This is a genomic window from Laceyella putida (assembly GCF_042665195.1).
GTDB classification, from domain to species: Bacteria; Bacillota; Bacilli; order Thermoactinomycetales; family Thermoactinomycetaceae; genus Laceyella; species Laceyella putida.
This window is the reverse complement of the sequence record NZ_JBHTBW010000006.1, coordinates 43,081-65,075: the sequence shown is the minus strand read 5'-3', so window position 1 is coordinate 65,075 and position 21,995 is coordinate 43,081. Positions and strand designations below refer to the sequence as shown.

General features: G+C 52.0%; 22 protein-coding genes. 18 read left to right on the top strand and 4 right to left on the bottom strand.

Annotated elements, in window-relative coordinates; translation table 11 throughout:
- Positions 1–157 precede the first annotated feature (157 nt).
- Positions 158–3,670 (top strand): efflux RND transporter permease subunit, encoded by a 3,513-nt coding sequence (locus tag ACFQNG_RS02045; RefSeq protein WP_379863147.1) that lies wholly within the window; start codon positions 158–160, stop codon positions 3,668–3,670.
- A 48-nt stretch (positions 3,671–3,718) separates the two neighbouring features.
- Here the strand turns inward: ACFQNG_RS02045 and ACFQNG_RS02040 are convergent, their stop codons facing one another.
- Together ACFQNG_RS02040 and ACFQNG_RS02035 are read right to left on the bottom strand one after the other, a co-directional pair.
- A complete protein-coding gene (locus tag ACFQNG_RS02040; protein WP_379863146.1) occupies positions 3,719–4,048 on the bottom strand; it encodes a YolD-like family protein in 330 nt (109 codons plus the stop codon).
- Between the two features lie 317 nt (positions 4,049–4,365).
- Positions 4,366–5,106 (bottom strand): N-acetylmuramoyl-L-alanine amidase, encoded by a 741-nt coding sequence (locus ACFQNG_RS02035; RefSeq protein WP_379863145.1) that lies wholly within the window; start codon positions 5,104–5,106, stop codon positions 4,366–4,368.
- A gap of 216 nt (positions 5,107–5,322) precedes the next feature.
- Here ACFQNG_RS02035 and hfq point away from each other — a divergent pair, with 216 nt between their 5' ends.
- Positions 5,323–5,535: an RNA chaperone Hfq gene (hfq, locus tag ACFQNG_RS02030; RefSeq protein WP_379863144.1), complete on the top strand. Its 213-nt coding sequence runs from the start codon at positions 5,323–5,325 to the stop codon at positions 5,533–5,535.
- Positions 5,536–5,622: 87 nt separating this feature from the next.
- Here the strand turns inward: hfq and ACFQNG_RS02025 are convergent, their stop codons facing one another.
- Together ACFQNG_RS02025 and ACFQNG_RS02020 are read right to left on the bottom strand one after the other, a co-directional pair.
- Positions 5,623–6,708 (bottom strand): quinone-dependent dihydroorotate dehydrogenase, encoded by a 1,086-nt coding sequence (locus tag ACFQNG_RS02025; RefSeq protein WP_379863466.1) that lies wholly within the window; start codon positions 6,706–6,708, stop codon positions 5,623–5,625.
- Between the two features lie 121 nt (positions 6,709–6,829).
- Positions 6,830–7,174, bottom strand: coding sequence for an EthD family reductase (locus ACFQNG_RS02020; protein ID WP_379863143.1), 345 nt, complete (start codon positions 7,172–7,174; stop codon positions 6,830–6,832).
- Positions 7,175–7,653: 479 nt separating this feature from the next.
- Here ACFQNG_RS02020 and ACFQNG_RS02015 point away from each other — a divergent pair, with 479 nt between their 5' ends.
- From ACFQNG_RS02015 to whiA, 16 genes are all read left to right on the top strand, one after another.
- Complete coding sequence (locus ACFQNG_RS02015; protein ID WP_379863142.1) at positions 7,654–8,217, top strand: non-canonical purine NTP pyrophosphatase; 564 nt, start codon at positions 7,654–7,656, stop codon at positions 8,215–8,217.
- 97 nt (positions 8,218–8,314) lie between these two features.
- The gene (hisZ, locus tag ACFQNG_RS02010; protein ID WP_379863140.1) at positions 8,315–9,511 is read left to right on the top strand and encodes an ATP phosphoribosyltransferase regulatory subunit; all 1,197 of its coding nucleotides are present in this window, start codon (positions 8,315–8,317) and stop codon (positions 9,509–9,511) included.
- Entirely contained in the window at positions 9,468–10,121 is a 654-nt protein-coding gene (hisG, locus tag ACFQNG_RS02005; RefSeq protein WP_379863139.1) for an ATP phosphoribosyltransferase, read from the top strand. Before hisZ ends, hisG begins: the two co-directional genes overlap by 44 nt.
- The gene (gene hisD, locus ACFQNG_RS02000) at positions 10,121–11,407 is read left to right on the top strand and encodes a histidinol dehydrogenase (RefSeq protein ID WP_379863465.1); all 1,287 of its coding nucleotides are present in this window, start codon (positions 10,121–10,123) and stop codon (positions 11,405–11,407) included. Before hisG ends, hisD begins: the two co-directional genes overlap by 1 nt.
- Positions 11,400–11,999 (top strand): imidazoleglycerol-phosphate dehydratase HisB, encoded by a 600-nt coding sequence (hisB, locus tag ACFQNG_RS01995; RefSeq protein WP_379863138.1) that lies wholly within the window; start codon positions 11,400–11,402, stop codon positions 11,997–11,999. The genes hisD and hisB overlap by 8 nt, the downstream gene beginning before the upstream one ends.
- Positions 11,999–12,613: an imidazole glycerol phosphate synthase subunit HisH gene (gene hisH / locus ACFQNG_RS01990; RefSeq protein ID WP_379863136.1), complete on the top strand. Its 615-nt coding sequence runs from the start codon at positions 11,999–12,001 to the stop codon at positions 12,611–12,613. Before hisB ends, hisH begins: the two co-directional genes overlap by 1 nt.
- Positions 12,614–12,616: 3 nt before the next feature.
- On the top strand, positions 12,617–13,351 hold the full coding sequence (gene hisA / locus ACFQNG_RS01985) for a 1-(5-phosphoribosyl)-5-[(5-phosphoribosylamino)methylideneamino]imidazole-4-carboxamide isomerase (protein WP_379863135.1): 735 nt from the start codon (positions 12,617–12,619) through the stop codon (positions 13,349–13,351).
- Between the two features lie 6 nt (positions 13,352–13,357).
- On the top strand, positions 13,358–14,119 hold the full coding sequence (gene hisF / locus ACFQNG_RS01980; protein ID WP_379863134.1) for an imidazole glycerol phosphate synthase subunit HisF: 762 nt from the start codon (positions 13,358–13,360) through the stop codon (positions 14,117–14,119).
- Positions 14,113–14,736, top strand: coding sequence for a bifunctional phosphoribosyl-AMP cyclohydrolase/phosphoribosyl-ATP diphosphatase HisIE (gene hisIE, locus ACFQNG_RS01975; RefSeq protein WP_379863133.1), 624 nt, complete (start codon positions 14,113–14,115; stop codon positions 14,734–14,736). The genes hisF and hisIE overlap by 7 nt, the downstream gene beginning before the upstream one ends.
- A 337-nt stretch (positions 14,737–15,073) precedes the next feature.
- On the top strand, positions 15,074–15,667 hold the full coding sequence (locus ACFQNG_RS01970) for a hypothetical protein (RefSeq protein WP_379863132.1): 594 nt from the start codon (positions 15,074–15,076) through the stop codon (positions 15,665–15,667).
- Between the two features lie 198 nt (positions 15,668–15,865).
- Positions 15,866–17,497: a tetratricopeptide repeat protein gene (locus tag ACFQNG_RS01965; RefSeq protein ID WP_379863131.1), complete on the top strand. Its 1,632-nt coding sequence runs from the start codon at positions 15,866–15,868 to the stop codon at positions 17,495–17,497.
- Between the two features lie 13 nt (positions 17,498–17,510).
- A complete protein-coding gene (locus ACFQNG_RS01960) occupies positions 17,511–17,840 on the top strand; it encodes a thioredoxin family protein (protein WP_379863130.1) in 330 nt (109 codons plus the stop codon).
- 298 nt (positions 17,841–18,138) lie between these two features.
- Positions 18,139–19,089 (top strand): ROK family protein, encoded by a 951-nt coding sequence (locus ACFQNG_RS01955; RefSeq protein WP_379863129.1) that lies wholly within the window; start codon positions 18,139–18,141, stop codon positions 19,087–19,089.
- A 48-nt stretch (positions 19,090–19,137) separates the two neighbouring features.
- Complete coding sequence (rapZ, locus tag ACFQNG_RS01950) at positions 19,138–20,013, top strand: RNase adapter RapZ (RefSeq protein ID WP_379863128.1); 876 nt, start codon at positions 19,138–19,140, stop codon at positions 20,011–20,013.
- 2 nt (positions 20,014–20,015) lie between these two features.
- Positions 20,016–21,020, top strand: a complete 1,005-nt coding sequence (locus tag ACFQNG_RS01945) for a gluconeogenesis factor YvcK family protein (RefSeq protein ID WP_379863127.1) — start codon at positions 20,016–20,018, stop codon at positions 21,018–21,020.
- A 14-nt stretch (positions 21,021–21,034) separates the two neighbouring features.
- Complete coding sequence (whiA, locus tag ACFQNG_RS01940) at positions 21,035–21,973, top strand: DNA-binding protein WhiA (RefSeq protein ID WP_379863126.1); 939 nt, start codon at positions 21,035–21,037, stop codon at positions 21,971–21,973.
- Positions 21,974–21,995: the final 22 nt, after the last annotated feature.

The following is a 21,995-nucleotide window of genomic DNA, read 5'->3' as shown; positions in this document are numbered from 1 at the left end:
GAATATTCACAAATCGGAAATTGACTCATTATATACTGTTCGGTAATATTGGGGTGATTTGAAAAGGGAAGGAATTCATTGTTTCAACCATCTTCAATCGTGTGCAAACAGCATGGTTGAATGATAACATGGACGATTCATGCAAAGGGGGATCTTGGTGAACTGGTTGACACGTTTCTCTGTCCGAAATGTTGCAGCCATCTTGATATTGGTGCTCCTCATTTCCGGAGGGGGGCTCTATACAGCGACCCAACTGAAGATGGAATCGATGCCGGACATTAATTTCCCGGTTGTGGTGGCGATTACGCCATATCCGGGCGCTTCACCGGAGGATATATCAAAGAAGGTGACTGAGCCGATCGAAAAGGCGGTGCAAGGAGTGGAAGGAATGCAAAAGCTGACTTCCGTCACCGCTGACAACACCTCGGTCATTGTCGCCCAATTTGATTTTGATGCAGACTTGGATAAGGCGCAGCAGGAGATGGAAGACCTCATCAGCAAGGTGCCATTGCCGGAAGACGCGATGGAGACCACTTTCAATCGCTTTGGCTTCAACAGCACGCCGCTGGTCAGCTTATCCGTCACGAGCGAGAGCAAATCGACTGCTGAGCTGGAGCGTTTGATCAACGATGAGGTGAAACCCGCCCTTGACGGGGTGAACGGGGTGGGAGAGATCCAGGTGAAGGGGGAAGGGCCCAAAGCGGTCTATATCCGCCTCAAACCAGATAAATTAAAAATATATAACCTGTCTGCCCAATCGGTGCAACAAGCATTGCAAAGCGCAAACATGTCCCTGCCGTTGGGGGATTTGAGCACAGGTCAAGTCGACATGCCGGTGCGGATCGACCAAAAAATCACCAGCGTGGATGATTTGCGCAACTATGAGCTTACCGTGCCACCCAACCAGATGGAAGGAATGCAACAAGCGTTTGACCAGATCGGACAAGGCTTTCAGACGATGGGGCAACAGATGGGCGCGCTCGGCCAAGCCGTCGGAGGCCTGGGGCAAGCGGTCAACGGAATCGGCCAAGCCGTCAATGGCATTGGCCAAGGTGTCGCCGGATTATCCAAGGCGCAAGCGACACAAGCTGACTTGGTGGCCAAGTTGATCGGCTTGCAGATTGCGCTGAATGAAGAGATGAGCAAGCCTGAGCCAGACATGCAGAAAGTGGGAAATTTGTACGGTGCCATCAATGGGATCAAAAATGCGTTAAACCAGCTTTCCGCCCAACTGTCCAAAGCGAAAGCCCCATCCGGCGGGAAATTGGCCGGCGGCGACATGCCGAGCATGAAGATGCCGAAAGGCAAGACTGCCGCTGGGGCAACGGGCAAGCCGAAGATGGAGGAAGCGGAGATCAAGACGGTGAAGTTGTCCGACATTGCCTCGATTACCGAGTCGGCGGAAGACCACTCCTTGATTACCCGCACCAATGGCAAACCGTCGGTTAACATTGATGTGATCAAAGATCAAGACGCCAACATCGTGGACGTGGCGGATGGGATCAACGCCAAACTGGCGCAACTGAAAAAATCCCATCCGGAGCTGAAGATCACCACGATGTATGACCAATCCAAAGGGGTTAAAGCGTCCATCCACTCGATGGTGCGGGAAGGATTGTTGGGAGCCTTGTTCGCGTCGGCCATCATCTTGATCTTCTTGCGCGAATTCCGCATGACCTTGATCTCCATCGTGTCGATTCCCGTCTCGATCTTGGCGACCTTGATCTTGCTGCAACAAGCGGATATCACGCTCAATATCATGACCTTGGGTGGACTGGCTGTGGCCATTGGCCGGGTTGTGGATGACAGCATCGTCGTGATTGAAAATATCCACCGCCATCTGATGCAAAACCCTGACCGTAGCGTCAACCTCATACAGCTGGCCACCAAAGAAGTGGCTGCCGCCATCACCTCGTCAACATTGACGACAGTGGCCGTGTTTATCCCGCTCGGATTTGTGACCGGGATAGTCGGTGAAGTCTTTTATCCCTTTGCCTTAACCGTGGCCTTTTCGCTGTTGTGTTCGTTGGTGGTGGCGGTCACCATCGTCCCGGTGCTGGCCAAACTGATGCTGCTCAAAGGCACCCCGATGCGCCAAGAGCGTTCGGAGAGCCGATTGGCCCGGTTGTATCGGAAGTCGCTTGCTTGGGCTTTGGACCATAAGGCGATCGTGATGGGCCTCTCCACCGTGATGCTGATCGCCAGCCTGTTCTTGATTCCCCTGGTGGGCACAACGTTCTTGCCGGCGGAGAAGGAAAAGACGATGCGCGTGACGGTGGAATTGCCATCGGGAACGGATTTGCGGCAAACGGATAAGGTAAGCAACCAAATTGAAGCGTTGCTTCGCAAGCATAAAGAAGTGAAGATCATTTCCACCTCGGTAGGCAACCTGGCTGGCCAATTGGGTAACGATGGCAGCATAGGCAGCTCCAACCGTGCGTCAATGTTCGTGTCTTTGGCTGAGAACACCGAAATGGACACACTCTTGGCGGATGTGCGCAACCAAGTGAAGCCGATCGCGGAAGAAAACAAGGCGGAAATCAATGTGGCCGAAATGAGCAGCATGGGCGTTTCCAACAGCGCGATCAGTATAAGCATTCGCGGCCAAAAGCTGGAAGACATCAAAAAAGTGACGGATGAGCTGACCGAGAAGTTGAAAACGGTCCACGGCTTAACCAACGTGTCCAATAACTTAAGCGCGCAAAAGGATATTGTCACCATCCATGTGGATGACGCCAAAGCGGCGAAAAAAGGGTTAATGGCCCAACAAGTGGCGATGTCGGTGCGCGGTTTGCTTCAAGCGGACAAAGTGATGGAGATTGAACAAGGCAACGAATCGCAAGAAGTGAAGTTGGGTTTGGAAGAAGATGGGCTCCATTCGATTGATCGATTGAAAAAAGTGGAGATCCTGTCGCAAACGGGAGATCTGGTCCGCCTGGATGAGATTGCCACCATTAAGCAGGGTAAAGGGCCGGTCAGCATCCAAAAAGAAGATACCCATCTATACGCATCCGTCTCGGGGGATGTGACCGTCAAAGATACGGGAGCCGTTTCCCGTGAAATCTTGGCCATTCTCTCCAAGATGAAGATGCCATCGGGCGTCACCGCCAAAGTGGGCGGCGATACCGAAGAGATGAATAAAAGCTTCGCCCAGTTGGGAATTGCGATGATTGTGGCCGTCTTTGCCGTCTACCTCGTCATGCTGATCGCCTTTGGCGAAGCGACGGCGCCATTCACCATCCTCTTCTCCCTGCCATTTGCGGTGATCGGCGGTTTGGTCGGCCTCTATGTGGCCGGTCAGCCGATCAGTGTCTCGGCGATGATCGGGGCCTTGATGCTGATCGGGATCGTGGTGACCAACGCCATCGTCTTGATCGATCGCGTCATGCAAAAGCGGAAAGAAGGTTTGAGTACGCGGGAGGCCTTGCTGGAAGCGGGGGAGACGCGTTTGAGACCGATCTTGATGACCGCGCTTGCGACGGTATTCGCCCTCTTGCCGCTTGGTTTGGGCTATGGCGAAGGAACCTTGTTGTCGCAAGGGTTGGCGGTTGTGGTGATTGGCGGGCTTCTCTCGTCCACGTTGTTGACCCTGTTTATCGTGCCGATTGTATATCAATTGTTTGTACGCCTGCAAGACCGGTTGAGTGGCAGAAAAGGAAAAACGGCTTAATGTGGAGAAGCCCCGGTAGCCTAACCGCTATCAGGGGCTTCTCCGCCGTTACAGCCAATCGACATCGATCAATTGGGGATGGGCGATCCGCTTTTTCCATTCCCCGTTGGCGATGACAAACCACCCTTCGTAAGGCTGGACTTTTACGATGCGCCCGTAAAACTGCAAGGGCGAAAAGCGCCCCGCGTATGTGACCAGTACCGGCCGTTCCAATTCATGCGCTTCTTCTAACAGGAAACCCATATACTCGCGCTGTTCCTCGTCGATGAGGGGAGGGTGGTATGATGGGTGTACTTTAGCAGTCTGTTTAACCGGCTCGGAAAAGGCGGACAGGGTCCGATGGTATTCATACCACCGATGAAAATGGATTGCACTCATGGTTGTTCTCACCGTCCTTTGATTTTGATCATATACGAATATATGTTCGATTATCAAGCAGGAATTTGGCGCCGAACAGAAAAAGCCAAGAGCAACGTGTTCTTTCTAGCTTGCGATTGGTACCCACGCACGATTTTACGCCATCGGCAATCACATATCCCGCGCCGCTTGTCCAACGAGAAACGCCGACGACAGGCGCGTCGCCGGCCTTGGGGAAAAGGTGCCGAGGGAAAGCCATGCCGCCATTCACTGGAATCGGCTTGATGCCAAACTGTCACTGACCGTTATCGGCTTTGCAAACCCATAGTCGCTTTGATTTAGTTGCTTTTGCAATGGCCACTGCTTGCCACCCGCCCTGGGGGTTCATTGGCGATCATGGTGATCTCGGATTCCTGATTGACGAGGCGCATATAGGTTTTCCAATCCCAATGTTTGCCGGGGTCGGTATGGTCGGAGCTGGGAACTTGATCGTGGCCGATAATATGCTTGCGCGTTTTGGGGATGCCATACCGATCGCACAGCCAACGCGTTAACTTGGCGGACGCGCGGTACATGGCATCAGTATACCAATCTGGGTCACTGACATACCCTTCATGCTCAATCCCGATCGAATGCACATTGTAGTCCCTATTTCCCGCGTGCCAAGCGATGTCCTTGTTCTGAACCATTTGGGTGATCTCACCGTCACGGGAGCGCACGATATAGTGGGAGCTGACTTTGGCGGAGGAGTTTTGGAACCAATTGATTGTCCCGTTGTAAGAGCCTTGGGTCGTATGAATGATAATATACTGGATCTTATTCCCATCCCGTTCTCGGTCGGCTTCGGTGTAATTGGAGTTGGCGGCGGGAATCCAATGGGCCCGGGGGTAATCGGGGGTCGTTTCGGCGCAAGGGTCTTCCACCCCTTCATATTCGCCCCGCGAGGCCTGCATAAAGGCTGGGTACAGTGAAGGGGATTCCAGGGAAGCGGGGGCATGAGCGAAGAGAAGTGGCACTGGCAGGATGAGTGAGTCCAAGAGACAGAGCAGGGAGAAACCGAGGATGATCTTTTTAGTCATAGTGATCCCTCCTGATGTTGCAAGACCACGGATGATATTATGTATATGAACGGCAGTGCGATAAAGGGAATGATACATGCTCGTTTCTGGGTGGGAGACCGCTTTTTACATGAAAATGGGGAAAATGACTTAAAAGAGAGAGAAGAGAAGGAATTTGGGTAAAAAAGAGGGAAATGGGAAAGAAAGAGAGGCCGGAAGCGAAAATGAGGTGAGTCCATGAACAATGTGCAGGATCTCTTTTTGCAAGAGTTGCTAGACAATCAGATGGCAGTGACCCTATTTTTGATCAATGGGTTCCAGTATCAAGGGCAAATTCGCCGGTTTGACAAATTTACGGTATCGATCGAGGTGGAAGGCAGTCAGTTTTTGATATTCAAAAAGATGATCAGTACGGTGCAGACGGCGGAGCCTTTGCGCTTAGAATGGTAAAGCGGAGTCCTCAGGGGCTCCGCTTACTAGTCCTTCTTAGCGAGCGATTAGCGAGGTTAGAAGGACTGTATTCCGCAACTTTATTAATCACCGGTGCGCCAAGCCAACGGCTTCCTCTATGCTGCTCAACTGTTCTTGTTCCAGCAACCGCAGCAGTTCTTGGTTGATCCATTTTGCGATGGAGGGACCGCGATAAATCATTCCCGTATAGACTTGCACCAGATTGGCTCCCGCTTTGATTTTATCGAAGGCATCTTGCCCGTTGAAAACGCCCCCCACCCCGATAATGGGTACCCGCCCTTTGGTCAATTGGTAGACATGGTGAATGAACTCAGTGGAGCGTGCCGTGAGCGGACGACCGCTGAGACCGCCCGTTTCCACTTGGCGGCTGGAGGTGAGTCCGTCGCGGGCCAACGTGGTGTTGGTCGCGATGATCCCATCGATGCCGAGTTCAAGTGCGGCAATGATGATGTCCTCCACTTGTTCCCTTGTCAGATCAGGGGCGACCTTCAATAGCACGGGTCGGGTCATTCCTTGTGCTGCGGCCAGTTGATCCCGTTTGCCGAGCACGGCGGTCAACAGTTCTTTCAGTGCGGCCGCCTGTTGCAGGTCACGCAAGCCCACAGTGTTTGGGGAGCTGATATTGATCACAAAGTAGTCGCCATAAGCATAGAGGGTTTCCAACCCTTTTTGGTAATCAAGGGCCGCCTCTTCGTTGGGGGTGTCTTTATTTTTGCCCAAATTGATGCCGATGGGGATAGCGGGGCGCGGCAAGGCATCAAATGCGTGTTTGGCTTGTTCCATCCCATGGTTGTTAAAGCCCATGCGATTGATGACGGCTTCATCTTCCGGAAGGCGAAACAGGCGGGGTTTGGGATTGCCGCTTTGTGGCCGGGGGGTGAGGGTGCCCACTTCGACAAATCCAAAGCCAAGTGCGGCGAGGCCTGGGTAGACGGTGGCATGTTTGTCAAAACCGGCAGCCAGTCCGACCGGATTGGGGAAGGTTAAGCCGAGATGGGTCGTTTGGAGACGGGGATCAACGACCGCCATGCTTTTCTGGTACAGTCGGCTGAGGGGAGGCAGGGTTTGCAACAGCTGCAAGCCTTTGATCGTCATTTCATGGGCCGCTTCGGGGTCCATGTTAAATAGCATCCGGCGAAGAGTAGCGTAGATCATACCGATAACTTCCTTTCCGATATCCGCAGCAATAGGACGAGTTTTCACTAACCAACACACCATTATAGCAATTTTCCCCCAAAAAGAAAGCCGGCTATCCATGTAGCCGGCGTCAGTGTTATCCGATGTAATGCGGGGTGGTGAAAATATTGGTTTTGAAAGATTCTTCTTGACCGACATAGGCGGTCATAAAATCCTCCGCCTTATTTAACATGGCTGTTATCGCTGCTTGGCCTTCAGGGCTGGATAAGACGCGTTGGAAAGCTTCATAGTTGGCAAAATATGTTTCGCCCATCAAGAAATAAGTGTCATCGCCGCTGATTTGGGTTGAATGCAACCGGGTCACTTCCACTTTCAAGACGCCAGGGATATTGAGCAACTGGGGAACAACCACGTTGGTGTAGTAATCATAAAACTCTTCTTCATTATCCATTCGCTTGTATAAACCGACGGTTTTATACATGATGGGACCCCTCTTTCGTTGTTGGAGAAGTAGATTAAAATGACGGAAATAAGTCCTGAGTAAATATGTATAATTTTATTTTATCATCCAGTATATATTTGTGGGTGAAAAGTGTAAACTGTCAAATAGATTTCATGAGGTTGTCCAATTTTTGAAAACGTTTCAACGCGGAAAATCCCTCCTGTGCAAAGGGTTTGCGCATCGCGGAAAATGGGTTCCAATAGATAAACTCAATCAATCCGGCTCCATAAACAAGCGTGAAAGTTTATGGGCCGGATGAAGGCTGCCGCTGCGGGTCGGATTCGATCGGGCGATGAATAATCATGCAGCCAGGGGAAATGTTTGTGCGAAAAAAGGCCAAAGGGTTGGCCCATTCACCTGAATTGTACCCTATCTAGTGCGGTTGGGTTGATATAGAATATCAATTAATCAAATCTTAACAAGGATCCTTTATAAGTAAGTGCCTGGAGGGAAAAGTTTTGAAAATTTTATTCGCAACACAGAACAAAGCCAAATTAAAAGAAGCAAGCGACGTGTTAACCCCACTGGGGATCGAAGTGGAAAACCTGCCCCTTCCTTTATACGAGCCTGATGCGGGAACGGTGGGGGAAGTGGCGAAGATCAAGTTGGAACAAGCGATGGAACAAGGATATGACACGGTGATGGTCGATGATGCGGGCATCTATTTTGCCGCGTATGATCGGTTCCCGGGGGTGCTGACCAAACGCATCTTTGATCGTATCGGTTATAAGGGAATTCGCAAACTCTTGGAAGGGGAAGTGCGGGAAGCTTGGTTTGAAGGCGCGGTGGCGGTGGCTTGGCGGGGGCGGGTGGCAACGTTCACCGGAAAGACGCATGGCCGAATCAGTGAGCAGATTGACGATCGGATGACGCCTGAACCGGGAATTCCCTTTGACCCCATCTTTATTCCCGAAGGCGATACACGGGTGTTGCAAGCCATGCCCCAACCGGAGCGCCTCCACTATTCCTATCGGCGAAAAGCGTTGGAAAAACTGGCGGATTGGTTGAAAAAAATGGGATAAAAAACGATGGTCAGGTCCTCTTCTACATGTTATAATAACCCAAGATACTTTAGTTAGTTAATGTGATAATAAACTAAAGCGAGCGAAGGAGAAGTCGATGGAAAAACCACGAGTGTTTGAAAAACCAATGGGATTCCGTGATTTGCCACCTGCGTTGGCCATGCGGAAACGCCGGTTTGAAGAACGGGTGCACGCACGCTTTTCCGCTTGGGGATATGAAGAAGTATGCACGCCAACGCTGGAGTTTTTTGAAACCGTGGGTCGGGCGAGCGCGATTGCGGAATCGCGGATGTTCAAGTGTTTGGATCGGGAAGGCAACGCCTTGGTGCTCAGTCCCGACCAGACTGCCCCCATCGCGCGGATGGTAACAAGCTTGCTCAGGGATGAGCCACTGCCTCTGCGGTTGTGTTACCATTCCCGCGTATTTCGGGCGCAAGAGGTCGAAGCGGGCCGGCAAGCGGAATGGTTCCAATCCGGGGTGGAACTGGTCGGATCGGAGGGTCCCGCAGCTGACGCGGAGGTGATGGCGTTGGCTTTGGACTGTTTGCGGGCCTGTGAAGTGGAAGATTTCCAATTGACGTTTGGCCATACGGCGCTGTTGGATGGATTTTTGCGTGAGCGTATTTCTGATGATCTCGTATTAAGGCAATTGAAGGAAAAGTTGGGTGAGCGGGATTTGGTCGGGTTTCAAGAAGCGGTATGGAAGAGCCCGATCCCAAGTCAGGCACAGCGGGAGATTCTTTTCCTGCTCCAACTGGATAAGGGGCCGGCGGGCATGAAGGCCTTGACGGAGATGACCCGAAGTGAAGCGGTTTTGCAAGCGATCGCTTACCTCGAAGCGTGCTGCGCTTGTTTGGAAGCTTACGGCTTTGGCGAGTATTTGGCGTTTGACCCATGTTTGGTCGGCAGACTGGGTTACTATACCGGCATCTATTTTGAGGGGATGGGGATCGGGCAAGCATTCCCCCTGTTCAGCGGCGGACGGTACGACCGGTTGTACGAAAGGTTCGCCGATCCGATTCCAGCCACCGGATTTGCCATTATGATGGATCGCTTGATGATCAGTGGCAAACTAAAAGTGGCGGAAGTGGAGCGTGTGGGGATTTTGTATCCTCCCGTGGCGATGCGCCGGGCCGTCATGTTGGCAGAAGAGATGCGCAATCAGGGAAACCGGGTGATTATGCAGTTATGGCGGAGTGAGAACGATGTGGAACAGATGCGGATGAAAACGGAACGAATCCTGATGTTGGATGAGAAAGGGGAAGTGCGGCGTGTTGACAGTTGCTCTACCTAAAGGGCGCGTGTTGGAAGAGTTGATGCCCTTGTTTGCGAAAGCGGGCTATCCTTTTTCCCATGATCTGTTCACATCTTCACGCAAGCTTGTTTTCACCTTGCCGGAACAAGGCTTTACCTTTTTTCTGGCTAAACCGATGGATGTACCCACCTATGTGGAGTATGGGGTGGCCGATGTGGGGATCGTGGGCAAGGATGTCCTGCTGGAGGCGGGCCGGGAGGTGTACGAACTCCTTGACTTGAAAATCAGTCCGTGCCGCTTGTCCGTGGCGGGCAAGCCCGGTGTTGAGCCTGCGCTCTATCCGCGTGTGGCCACGAAATATCCCCGGATTGCCGAGCGCTACTTTAAAGAGCGGGGGCAACAGGTGGAAGTCATCTTCCTCAACGGTTCGGTCGAGTTGGCCCCGCTGACGGGCTTGGCCGAGCGCATTGTGGATATTGTATCGACGGGAAGGACGCTGGCGGAGAATGGGCTGGTGGAGCTGGAGCAGATTACAACGGTGACGGCACGGCTGATTGCCAACCAGGTAAGCTATCGCCTGAAGCGGAATAGCATTCAGTCCTTAACTGAACAGTTGCGGCAGGCGGTGGAAAGGGGAGTGTCCGTGTGATTGACATTGTGGGGAAAGAAACCCTTGTGCGAAAACGTGAACGAGTGGGATTCAGTAGTGAGGAGATGGAGACGGTACGCGGTATTATCGCGCGTGTGAAAGAAGAGCGGGATCAAGCGTTGTTGGCGCTGACGAAGCAATTTGACCGAGCTGAGCTTTCTGCCCTTCTGGTGAGTGAGGCAGAGCTTGCGCAAGCAGAGCGGGAAGTTGATCCGAAGTTGCTGGAAGCGCTCCGTCAAGCGGCGGAACGCATTCGCCGTTACCATGAAAAACAGCGCACCCAATCATGGATTAGCGAAGAAGCGGATGGCACTATTTTGGGGCAACGGGTTCAACCCCTTGAGCGCGTTGGTGTCTATGTTCCCGGCGGACGGGCGGTTTATCCATCCACGGTCCTGATGAATGTCATCCCGGCCGTAGTTGCCGGGGTAGAGGAAGTGGTCATGGTGACTCCGCCGCGAGCCGATGGTTCGGTTCCGGCCCCCACCTTAGTGGCGGCTCTTGTCGCTGGGGTGAATAAGATAGTGAAAGTGGGCGGCGCTCAAGCGGTAGCCGCGTTGGCTTATGGCACGGAGTCCGTCCCCAAGGTGGATAAAATCGTGGGTCCTGGCAACCGCTTTGTCGCTTTGGCCAAACAGTTGGTGTTTGGCGAAGTGGATATTGACAGCATTGCCGGTCCAAGTGAAATCGTCGTGATTGCGGATGAAACGGCCGATCCCGCATTTGTGGCGGCCGATCTGTTATCCCAGGCGGAGCATGGGGATGATTCATCATCCATCCTGATCACCACATCAGCCGATTTGGCGAGGGAGGTGCAGGCGGAGGTGGAGCGCCAGTGCGGGCGCTTGGAACGGCGCGAGATCGCCCGGGCCGCATTGGCGCAATATGGGGCGATCACTGTGGTTGACCATTTGCGGGAAGCGGCGGAGGTGAGCAATCGGTTAGCTCCCGAACATCTGGAACTGATGGTGGCTGATCCGTGGCAACTCTTGGGCCATATCCGGCATGCAGGAGCCATTTTCCTTGGCGCCTACAGCTCCGAACCGATCGGCGATTATGTGGCGGGACCCAATCATGTGTTGCCGACGGCGGGCACGGCGCGCTTCTTTTCCCCGCTTGGGGTGGATCACTTCGTCAAAAAATCCAGCTTGATTTATTACAGCAAAGAAGCGTTTTTGCGCGATGGGCCAAAGGTGATCACATTGGCTGAATCAGAGGGGTTGGGAGCGCATGCGGCGGCGATTCAAGTGCGATTAGACCGGGAGGAGGCTTGTGCGGATGATTGAACAGCAGGCGCGAGTGGCGACAATCAAACGGAAAACGGCGGAAACGGACATTGTGCTGACTTGCAACATGGATGGCCGGGGAAAAGTTGACTTGGATACCGGCGTACCGTTTTTGGAGCATATGTTGACCTTATTCGCCAAACACGGGCAAATGGATTTGGAAGTGAAGGCGCGTGGGGACTTGGAAATCGATGCTCACCATACGGTGGAAGACATTGGCATTTGCTTGGGGCAAGCCATCAGGGAAGCGATTGGGGACAAGCGGGGGATTAAGCGCTACGGCCAGGCGTACGTGCCAATGGATGAAGCGCTGGCACAAGTGGTGCTGGATTTGTCCAACCGTCCGCACTTTGAATTCCGGGGGCAGTTTCCGCAGGCGCGAGTCGGCGAATTTGATACGGAATTGGTACACGAGTTTTTCTGGAAACTGGCATTGGAAGCGCGGATGACCTTGCATGTGATTGTGCATTACGGCATGAATACGCATCATATGATTGAAGCTTGCTTCAAGGCGTGTGGCCGGGCATTGGATGAGGCGACACTTCATGATCCGCGCGTCCAAGGGGTACCATCGACGAAAGGGGTCTTATGATGATTGCCATCATTGATTATGGGATGGGAAACTTGCATAGCGTATCCAAAGCGTTGGAGCGGTTGGGCCATACCAGCATCATCACGGCCGACCCGGAAGAAATCAGCTATGCGTCGGGATTGATTTTGCCGGGTGTCGGCGCTTTTGGCGATGCGATGCGTGAACTGGAAGAACGCAATCTCGTCGGGACGATCAAAGCGGCGGCGTCACAAGGCAAGCCCTTACTCGGGATTTGCTTGGGTATGCAGCTCTTGTTCACCAGCAGTGACGAACACGGGTTTCATCAAGGCTTAAACCTTTTGCCGGGCCATGTGGTCAAATTTGAAGGGGATTATCCGATTCCCCATATGGGGTGGAACTGGTTATCGTTTCAGTTTCCCCATCCCCTCTTTCACAAGCTGGAAGAAGGCTATGTTTACTTTGTGCATTCCTTTCACGTCAAAGCGGCCAATACGGAAGATGTGATTGCCACCACCGATTATTATCAGCCCGTCACGGCAATCATCAACCGCAACCACATTTATGGGATGCAATTCCACCCGGAGAAAAGCGGTTCGCTCGGGCTGAAGTTATTGGACCAATTTGCCAACATCGCAAAACAAGAGGTGAGATGATAAATGGCCTTTACCTTATACCCTGCCATCGATATCCGGGGAGGGAAATGCGTCCGTTTGATTCAGGGAGACTATGGTCAAGAAACGGTCTATGGGAATCAACCGCTAGATGTCCTGAGGCGCTTTGTGGGCGCCGGCGCCGAGTGGGTGCACGTGGTCGATCTCGATGCGGCCCGTACGGGCGAGATGACCAACTTTCCGTTGATTTGTGAGCTGATCAAGGAATCCCCCGTTCCCATTCAGGTGGGGGGCGGCGTGCGTGATGAAACCAGTCTGGAACGGCTGCTCAATGCGGGGGCCGCTCGGGTTGTGATCGGGTCGGCGGCGATTGAGCAACCCGCGTTTGTCAAAGCGGCCCTCAAGCGAGTCGGTTCCAAGCTGGCCATCGGGTTGGATGCGCGTGGCGGCATGATCGCAACGCATGGTTGGTTGCGGACACAGACGGTGACCGCGGCGGAATTGGCGCAAGAGATGGCGGAACATGGAGCAGAGACGTTTATCTTTACCGATATTGAACGGGATGGCATGCTGACAGGAACCAATATAAGAGCGGTGCGCGACTTGGCCCGGGCGACAGGCAAAGCGGTGATCGCTTCCGGCGGAGTCAGCTCGCTGGCCGAGCTTGATGAGTTGGCTGGCTATCAAGGGGAAGGGATCGCCGGAGCTATCATTGGAAAGGCGATCTATACAGGGGCGATTCGATTGGAAGAAGCGCTCAGTCGGACACAAGGAGGATAAACGAAGATGGTAACGAAGCGGATCATTCCTTGTCTGGATGTCAAAGATGGTCGGGTAGTCAAAGGGGTTTCCTTTGTCCAGTTGCGCGATGCGGGGGATCCGGTTGAACTGGCCGCGCAGTATGATCGGGAGCAAGCGGACGAGCTGGTGTTTCTCGACATTTCGGCGTCGGTCGAAGGCCGCAAGACGATGGTGCACGTGGTTGAACGGGCGGCGGCGGAACTGACCATCCCGTTCACCGTCGGGGGCGGCATCGGAAGCGTGGAGGAGATGACGGCGTTATTGCGTGCCGGGGCGGATAAAGTGTCCGTCAATACGGCGGCTGTCTTGCGACCTGAATTGATTGATGAAGGAGCGCGCCGGTTCGGCAGCCAGTGCATTGTCGTGGCGATTGATGCGAAATACGATCAAGAGTCAAAGGATTGGTACGTGTATACGCACGGCGGGCGCAAAAAAACGGACATCCGCGCATTGGATTGGGCCAAAGAGGCGGTGGAACGAGGAGCGGGTGAAATTCTGCTAACGAGCATGGACCGGGACGGGCATAAAAACGGATTTGATTTGCCGCTGTTGGATCAAGTAACCACCGCAGTCAACGTTCCTGTGATCGCTTCCGGCGGCGCGGGTGAAGCTGGGCACTTTGTGGATGTTTTCTTGGAAACGAAAGCGGCTGCGGCGCTGGCCGCCTCCATCTTCCATTTCCAAGAAATTTCCATTGGCGAAGTGAAGCGAGTGCTTTCGGAAAGGGGGGTGGAGGTGCGGTGTTAGTAGCCTTTGCTCCGGAAGAGTTGAAGTTTGGCGCCGATGGATTGATTCCGGCGATTGTGCAGGATTGGCATACGAAGCGGGTCCTCACCTTGGCTTATATGAACCGGGAATCGCTGACAAGGACGATCGAATCGGGGGAAACATGGTTTTTTAGCCGGTCGCGGCAAGAGCTTTGGCACAAAGGCGCCACCTCCGGCCATACGCAAAAGGTGGTGGCGCTCACTGCGGATTGCGACAAGGATGCGGTGTTGGTGCAAGTGGTGCCTAATGGGCCCGCATGTCATTTGGGCAGCGTCAGTTGTTTTCGTGAACATGAAGCGGGCGAACAGCGGCCCGCTTCCATTCTCAGCCAGTTGGAAGCGCTGATTGCGGAACGCCATCTGGAACGGCCGGAAGGTTCTTATACAACTTATTTGTTTGATAAAGGAATCGATAAAATCCTGAAAAAAGTTGGCGAGGAGACGGCGGAAGTGATCATCGCCGCCAAAAATGAAGGGCATGCGGAATTGCGATATGAAGTTGCCGACTTGCTTTATCACCTGCTCGTCTTGTTGCGTGAAAAAGAATTGCCGCTCAGCGCGGTGTTGGAAGAGTTGCGAGGGCGCCACGCCAAGTGAGCTACGCCCTGTGAACAAGCGGCCTCGTTGCCGCTCATTTCGCTGTCCCAAGCGGGGTTCTGCCTGCATGGGACAGCGTTTTTCATGTTGCCCTCCTTCTGATGCTGCCGGGTGAGAATCGCCTCCCTTGAAAGATATAGCCATCGCTTTGTTTTTTTATCCGCACCTTGGGGGAGGGGTTATTTGGCCGTCTTCACACGGATATGTGCGCGAAACGGCAGACATTATGTGAACAGAGTGTGGCAAAGGGCGAAGGGAGAGGTTGGTTATGATAAAATAATTTTATGAAAAATGTTTTTTTTATAATGTGAAGATGAAATGTAGGGGGGCGGAGCGATTGGAGCCGTGGTACCTCAATTGGAATATGTGGGGAGCGATTGGGCAATGGGCAGGAGCGATTGCCACCGTGGCTGCTGTTTGGGTGGCGTTGAAGCAAACCAGAGAGGCGCGTGAAGCGATAAGACCTTCACTGGAGTTGGTCTGGACCTTGATCGAAGAGGATAAGGAGTATCTGGTTGTGCGGGCGGTCAATCAGAAACCGATCTCCATCTATGTCATGAATGTACATAGCTTAATCATTTACGAAAATGAACATGGTTCTATTCGCATGCCGTTGCCGCAGTCTTTCATTGAAAGTGACATTCCTCAATCCTTGCCGCCAGGCAACTTTCTCATTTGCAAAATCTCGCTCACCGATTTGGTCTTGATGATCAAAGATTATGGATTAACTGACAAAAGCGGCTTTTACTTGCGGGTGATTTTCCGCGACTCTTTGTACACCCCTTACACGTTGAATCTGTTGGGGCAATGGTTTGACGACGGGGAGTATGTGGGGATGAGAGTGTGGGAGCAGGTGGGGCGGATCAAAGGATACAAAGCGGAAAATGCTGATAATGTCATTAAAGTGATCAAAGAGGAAATGAGGTCATAGGTCGGTCTAAGCATCGGCTTTCTTTCGTTTCCCGCGAACGGGGAAACGTTTTCGTCGTATTTGCGGCCGACTTGGGTTATAATGGTTTAAGAACCCAAAATATTGCCTGATCCGTGCAGGTCTTTCGCGCAAAATTGTGATATACTGGCTCAAGTGCCAGACCACCAGCTTGGTAAAAGTGCTGGTTGGAGGGAAGATATGAAAAAAACACAAGTTGGCATAAATAAAAAAGTCGTTCGTTTGAAGATGGACGCAGGTTTCTTTTTCGAGCGGGCGGTTCGGTCATTGGATCGCCATCGTTACGACAAAGCGGTGAAGTATTTCCGCTTGGCGATGGAGAAAGAACCGGACAATCCGATTAACCACTGTAATTTAGCAGGGATCTTATCTGAGTTGGGACGCTTTGAAGAGTCAAATGAAGTGTTGGAGCAAGTGATTGACCAAGTGGCGCCTGACTTATATGAATGCCTGTTCTATATGGCGAATAATGCAGCCAACATGGGCGATTTGGAGTTGGCGGAGGATTACCTGTTGGAGTACCTGCAACAAGACCCCGAAGGTGAGTTTGCGGAGGAAGCCGAAGAGATGTTGGTGATGTTGGCGCAAGAATTGGGACGACCTCCCCGCGAACCATTGCCTCCTCATCAGCCTCTTCATGTTCAACAACATGAAGAGGCTCGTCACCATCTGGAGCAAGGCCGCTTTTTGCAGGCGATTCAGATGTTGGAAGCGATGATGGAAGAGTATCCGGAATTCTTGGCGGCCCGCAACAACCTGGCCCTCGCTTACTACTATGTCGGTGATATGGAACGGGCGATGTCCTGCATCACCGACGTGCTTGAAATTGATCCGAACAATCTGCACGCCCTATGCAATTTGGCCGTGTTGTCCTATCACATGGGGGAAGTGAAGAAGAGCAATCAGATCATCGGCATGCTGAAGAAGCTGATTCCCCTGAACCAAGAACATGCTTGCAAATTGGCGACCACGCTGGGGATCTTGGGGGAACATGTGGTTGCTTATGAATTGTTTTCCCGCTTGGTGAAGTATGACGATTCCCAGACGGTCAGCCTCTACCATTATGCGGCTGTCGCGGCTTGGAACTCCGGATTTCCGGAGCGCGCCTTGGGATATTGGCGCCGTGCGGCCAAAATAGACCCGGAGGCAGAAGTGCCCGTCTTCTATCTCATCAACGCCAAAGAGCTTGCCCAAGAGGAGCCGTTGCCCAAGCTCCATTACCATTATCAGCTTCCGTTTGAGGAACAGTATTTGCGTTTGCAAGACTTGGCGTCTGACCAGGAGTTGTTGGAGCAATGGAAAGGCAATCCGCTGATTCGCTCCTCCTTCTTCTGGGCTCTCAGCCGCGGCGATTTGGAAACCAAACGCCAGGTGTTGAAACTGCTCGCTTGGATCGCTGATGATGAAGTCGCCCGGTTGTTGCAACAGTTTATTCGGCAAGAAGGACTGGAGCCGGAACTGAAAGAATTGGCGCAGGGGATTTTGTTGCAATTGGGCGTGGACTTGTCTCCATCACCGGAGAATGGCGAGCAAATCTTGATTTGTTGCTTGGACCATATGACAGAGCCGACCCCTGAGATGAAGCGAGCGGCCGAGCGATTGTGGGTCTTGGTGAAGGAAGAGCTTGCCGAGCAACTGCAACAGGTGCGCAAGATTGAGGGATGGGCGGCCGCGTTGGAGTATTTGGTGGCCAAGCATTTGGGTGTCCAGCTTACACAAAAAGAAGTGGCCGAGAAATATCAAATCTCTTTATCTTCCGTTTCACGATATGTCAAGTTGCTTGGTCCGACGGCGAAGCGTTGCTTTACTTAAGGAGGAATAAGGGATGCAAAAGATAAATCAAGATAGCTTTGCGGATTTTATTACCGAAGGGAAAAAAGTGGTCGAATTCAGTGCGGATTGGTGTGTGGATTGCAAGCGTGTCGCTCCGGATATGCCCGAGCTGGCGCAAAAGTTTGCCGACCAGTTTGTCTTTGCGGAAATCGATGTGGATGAAGCTCGTACGGTTGCGGAGCAATACGGGGTTAAAGGAATTCCGACTTTTGTCGTGTTTGAGAACGGAAAAGAAATCGGACGGTTGCCAAGCCGATTTGCCAAAACCAAAGACCAAATCGAAGCGTTTCTGCAAGAACATGTGAGTACGGAAAAAATTTAACCAATCATTAAATAAATGAACATGGTAGGCACATGGTTATGCGATAAAATAAAAGAGCAAAAGGCCCCCTTTTAATATAAGTGGTAGGGATCAACCACAGCGAGCTACTGACTTGGGCGAGGTCAGTGGCTTTTTTCATGCCTGGGGAAATCCAGGTTGGTGCAACCCCGGGCATTTTATGTTATTCTTAACGTTAAGAGATGTAAACGGATTCAACATTCGGGAACTAATTCTAGCATAACATGGTTTTAATTTATGTAAATATATATTATTTTCATTCAATAGAGGTGTGAGTGCAATGGGGAAACGTTGGATTGGAATAGACCTGGGCGGAACAAGTATGAAACTAGGAATGGTCGATCATAAGGGAAAAACATTGATGGAAATGGAAAAACCAACGCTTGCCGAAGAAGGGGCGGATAGCGTCATTGGTCGAATCATTTCCCATGCACGCGAGCTGGCGGAAGCGACGGAAACCCGTTGGGAAGATGTGGCGGGAGTGGGTGTTGGCTTGCCCGGTTTTTTGGATATTAAGAATGGTGTCGTAAAACATATGACCAACCTCGGTTGGAATGACGAAGTGCCGATTCGCGCCCGTTTGGAAGAGGCATGGGGAATCCCGGTGAAAATTGATAATGATGCCAATGTGGCGGCGCTGGGTGAAGCTTGGTGCGGCGCAGGCGTGGGCGTGGATGACGTGGTTTGCATCACCTTGGGCACGGGCGTGGGGGGCGGCTTGATCTTCGATGGCCAATTGATTCACGGGCAGTATGGTTTCGCCGGTGAAGTGGGGCATATGACCATTGATCCCCAAGGCCATCCCTGCAATTGTGGCATGCGGGGTTGCTTGGAGACCATCTCTTCTGCCACGGGGATGGTGCGCCTGGCCAAAGAAGCGATTGCCTCGGGTAGAAAAACCGTGTTGGCCGACGTTCCATCAATCAACACCAAAGAGATCTTCGCTGCGGCCGCGGCGCAAGACGAGGTGGCGCTCCATGTGAAGGAGAAAGCCATTGATGCGTTGGCGCAAGCGATGTCAACCTTGTCTGTGCTGTTGAATCCTGCCCGTTTCATCATTGGCGGCGGGGTGTCCCACGCCGGGGATGCGCTCATCCAGCCACTGCGGGAAGCCTATGCCAAACGCACGCAACGCAATGCGCGGCAAGGAGTGGAAATCGTCTTGGCCCAACTGGGGAATCGGGCTGGTTATATTGGAGCGGCTGGACTTTTAGCACGAGGGAAAAAATAAGGTATAATAGAGAAATAACAAGTTGACATGGAACTAGGGGTGATGGCTATGGATAAAAGCAAAAAAGGGAATCTGGTTGTCATCACCGGAATGTCTGGCGCCGGTAAATCAGTGGCGATGCAAAGTTTGGAGGATAACGGGTTTTTCTGTGTTGATAATTTGCCGCCTGTCTTATTGCCCAAGTTTGCAGAGTTATTGGAGCAGTCCCAAGGGAATTTGAATCGCGTTGCCTTGGTGATTGACTTAAGGGGAAGGGAGTTTTTCTCTTCTTTATTTGAAACACTGGATCAGCTTGAAGAATGGCATGGCATCCAACACCAAATCCTGTTTTTGGATGCGGATGACCAGACACTGGTGAGACGGTACAAGGAAACGCGGCGCCGTCACCCATTATCGCCCGATGGCACACCGCTTGACGGCATCCTGCAAGAACGCAAGTTATTGGAAGAACTCAAGGGCAGGGCGCATCAAATCATTGATACCAGTCGGCTCAAACCCGCCGAGTTGAAGGAAAAGATCGTCAATCGCTTTGTGCATGTGGAACCGAACAGAATGACGGTAACGTTTATGTCTTTCGGGTTTAAGCATGGGATTCCGATTGACGCCGATTTGGTGTTTGATGTGCGTTTCCTTCCCAACCCCCATTATGTGGACTCGTTGCGCCCGCAGACCGGCAAAGATGCGGATGTGGCCGAATACGTCATGAAGTGGGCGGATACCAAACAATTTGTCGAGAAGATGATAGACTTATTTCAGTTTTTGATTCCGCAGTATCATCGTGAAGGCAAGCAACAACTCGTCGTCGGAATCGGTTGCACCGGTGGGAAGCATCGATCGGTGGCGTTGGCCGAAACCTTTCACAGCAAATTCCAAGAGCAATTTCATTGCCGTGTAGCACATCGAGACATCGAGAAAGGCGGATAAGCGTGGCGAGCAATCAGAAATTCAATGGAGAATTGTTCCGCCGCCCCAAAGTGGTATGCATCGGGGGCGGAACGGGACTTTCTGTCATCTTACGAGGCTTGAAGAAATTGCCCATCGACATCACGGCCATTGTGACGGTTGCCGATGATGGAGGGAGTTCAGGGCGTTTGCGCAATGATTTGCAGATGCCCCCACCCGGAGACATTCGAAACGTGCTCATCGCTCTGGCTCAGACCGAGCCCTTGTTGGAAAGCGTATTGCAATATCGGTTTGAGAATGGGGAAGGGCTGAAGGGACATACATTGGGCAACCTGATGATTGCGGCGATGACGGAGATCACCGGTGACTTTACCAAGGCAGTCAACGCGATGAGTCGCGTGCTGGCGGTGCGTGGACAAGTATTGCCGGCCAGCGAGCAGGATGTTGTGTTGATGGCGGAGATGACCGATGGAACGATTGTGGAAGGCGAATCGCAAATACCCAAAACGGGTAAACGCATTCGTCGCGTGTTTTTGAATCCACATGATCCCAAGCCTTCTGACGGTGTGTTGCGGGCAATTGAAGAGGCGGATGGCATCATTGCGGGTCCGGGCAGTTTATATACCAGCATTTTACCCAACCTGTTGGTGAAAGATATGAGTGAGGCAATTCGCGCTTCCCAAGCGTGCAAAATTTACGTGTGCAACGTCATGACACAGCCGGGGGAAACAGACTCCTTTACGGCAAGTGATCACTTGCGGGCCATTTATGATCATGTGGGCGAGCGTTTGTTTGATATCGCGATTATCAATAATGAGGTGCCTCCTCTCACGATTCAACGGCAGTATGCGAAAAAACAGCAACGTATGGTGATTCCTGATATTGAACGCATCAATAAATTGGGTTGCCATGCGGTTGCAGATAATTTACTTTTATATCAGTCTGTTTTGCGTCATGATGCAGATCGAATCAGTGCCCATATCCTTCGTTTGATTCGCGAACGCATGGCTCAGCGGCAAAGCGGATAAAGAAGGGATGCTGTATGTCGTTTACTTCTACAACCAAAAAGGAATTGACTCAACTGGAGTCGGATGATTGCTGCAAGCGTGCCGAGTTGTCAGCCTTGGTGCGGATGAATGGCTCCGTGCATGTGAAGCAAAAGTCGTTGGTTCTCGATATCATGACGGAGAACCCGTCGACGGCGAGATATGTCTTTTCTTTGATCAAAAAGTTATATCAAATGCAGCCGGAAGTGTTGGTTCGCAAAAAAGTGCGCTTGAAGAAGAATAATGTCTACCTGATTCGTTTATCGACCCGAACGGAAGAGATCTTGTCTGACCTCTGCATCTTTAAGAAAGGGTCATGGGAGCGGGTGACGGGCATATCGAAGGAGCTGTTCACGGATAGCTGCTGCAAACGCGCTTATTTGCGGGGAGCCTTTTTGGCTGCCGGATCAGTCAATAATCCGGACAGTGCTTCTTATCACTTGGAAATTGTGTCCACTTATTTTGATCATAGTGAAGCCTTATGCCAGTTGATGAATGAATTTTTCTTGCATGCAAAAACCATTGAACGGAAAAAAGGGTTTGTGGTCTATATCAAAGAAGGGGATAAGATCGGGGAATTCCTCAATATCATTGGGGCGCACCCGTCGCTGTTGCACTTTGAAGATGTGCGGATCATGAAGGATATGCGGAATTCCGTCAATCGCCTGGTCAATTGTGAAACGGCCAATCTGAACAAGACAATCCAAGCGGCCATGCGCCAAATCGAAAATATTCACCTCATCGATGAAAAGCTGGGATTGGACCATTTGCCAGACCGTTTGAAGGAAGTGGCTGAAACGAGATTAAAGTATCCAGAAGTGAACTTGGCGGAACTGGGACAACTGCTTCCGAGCGGAAAAGTGAGCAAATCAGCTATCAATCACCGTTTGCGCAAATTGGATGAACTGGCCAACAAATTGCGCGAAGCGGAATAAGGACATATAGGAGGAAGATGAC

Excerpts from the sequence above, each read along its gene's own strand:
- ACFQNG_RS02040 (WP_379863146.1), bottom strand. The coding sequence starts at position 4,048 with ATGAGTGCAATCCATTTTCATCGGTGGTATGAATACCATCGGACCCTG.
- ACFQNG_RS02035 (WP_379863145.1), bottom strand. The coding sequence starts at position 5,106 with ATGACTAAAAAGATCATCCTCGGTTTCTCCCTGCTCTGTCTCTTGGAC.
- hfq (WP_379863144.1), top strand. The coding sequence starts at position 5,323 with ATGAACAATGTGCAGGATCTCTTTTTGCAAGAGTTGCTAGACAATCAG.
- ACFQNG_RS02020 (WP_379863143.1), bottom strand. The coding sequence starts at position 7,174 with ATGTATAAAACCGTCGGTTTATACAAGCGAATGGATAATGAAGAAGAG.
- hisZ (WP_379863140.1), top strand. The coding sequence starts at position 8,315 with ATGGAAAAACCACGAGTGTTTGAAAAACCAATGGGATTCCGTGATTTG.
- hisG (WP_379863139.1), top strand. The coding sequence starts at position 9,468 with ATGAGAAAGGGGAAGTGCGGCGTGTTGACAGTTGCTCTACCTAAAGGG.
- hisB (WP_379863138.1), top strand. The coding sequence starts at position 11,400 with ATGATTGAACAGCAGGCGCGAGTGGCGACAATCAAACGGAAAACGGCG.
- hisH (WP_379863136.1), top strand. The coding sequence starts at position 11,999 with ATGATTGCCATCATTGATTATGGGATGGGAAACTTGCATAGCGTATCC.
- hisA (WP_379863135.1), top strand. The coding sequence starts at position 12,617 with ATGGCCTTTACCTTATACCCTGCCATCGATATCCGGGGAGGGAAATGC.
- hisF (WP_379863134.1), top strand. The coding sequence starts at position 13,358 with ATGGTAACGAAGCGGATCATTCCTTGTCTGGATGTCAAAGATGGTCGG.
- ACFQNG_RS01965 (WP_379863131.1), top strand. The coding sequence starts at position 15,866 with ATGAAAAAAACACAAGTTGGCATAAATAAAAAAGTCGTTCGTTTGAAG.
- ACFQNG_RS01960 (WP_379863130.1), top strand. The coding sequence starts at position 17,511 with ATGCAAAAGATAAATCAAGATAGCTTTGCGGATTTTATTACCGAAGGG.
- ACFQNG_RS01955 (WP_379863129.1), top strand. The coding sequence starts at position 18,139 with ATGGGGAAACGTTGGATTGGAATAGACCTGGGCGGAACAAGTATGAAA.
- rapZ (WP_379863128.1), top strand. The coding sequence starts at position 19,138 with ATGGATAAAAGCAAAAAAGGGAATCTGGTTGTCATCACCGGAATGTCT.
- whiA (WP_379863126.1), top strand. The coding sequence starts at position 21,035 with ATGTCGTTTACTTCTACAACCAAAAAGGAATTGACTCAACTGGAGTCG.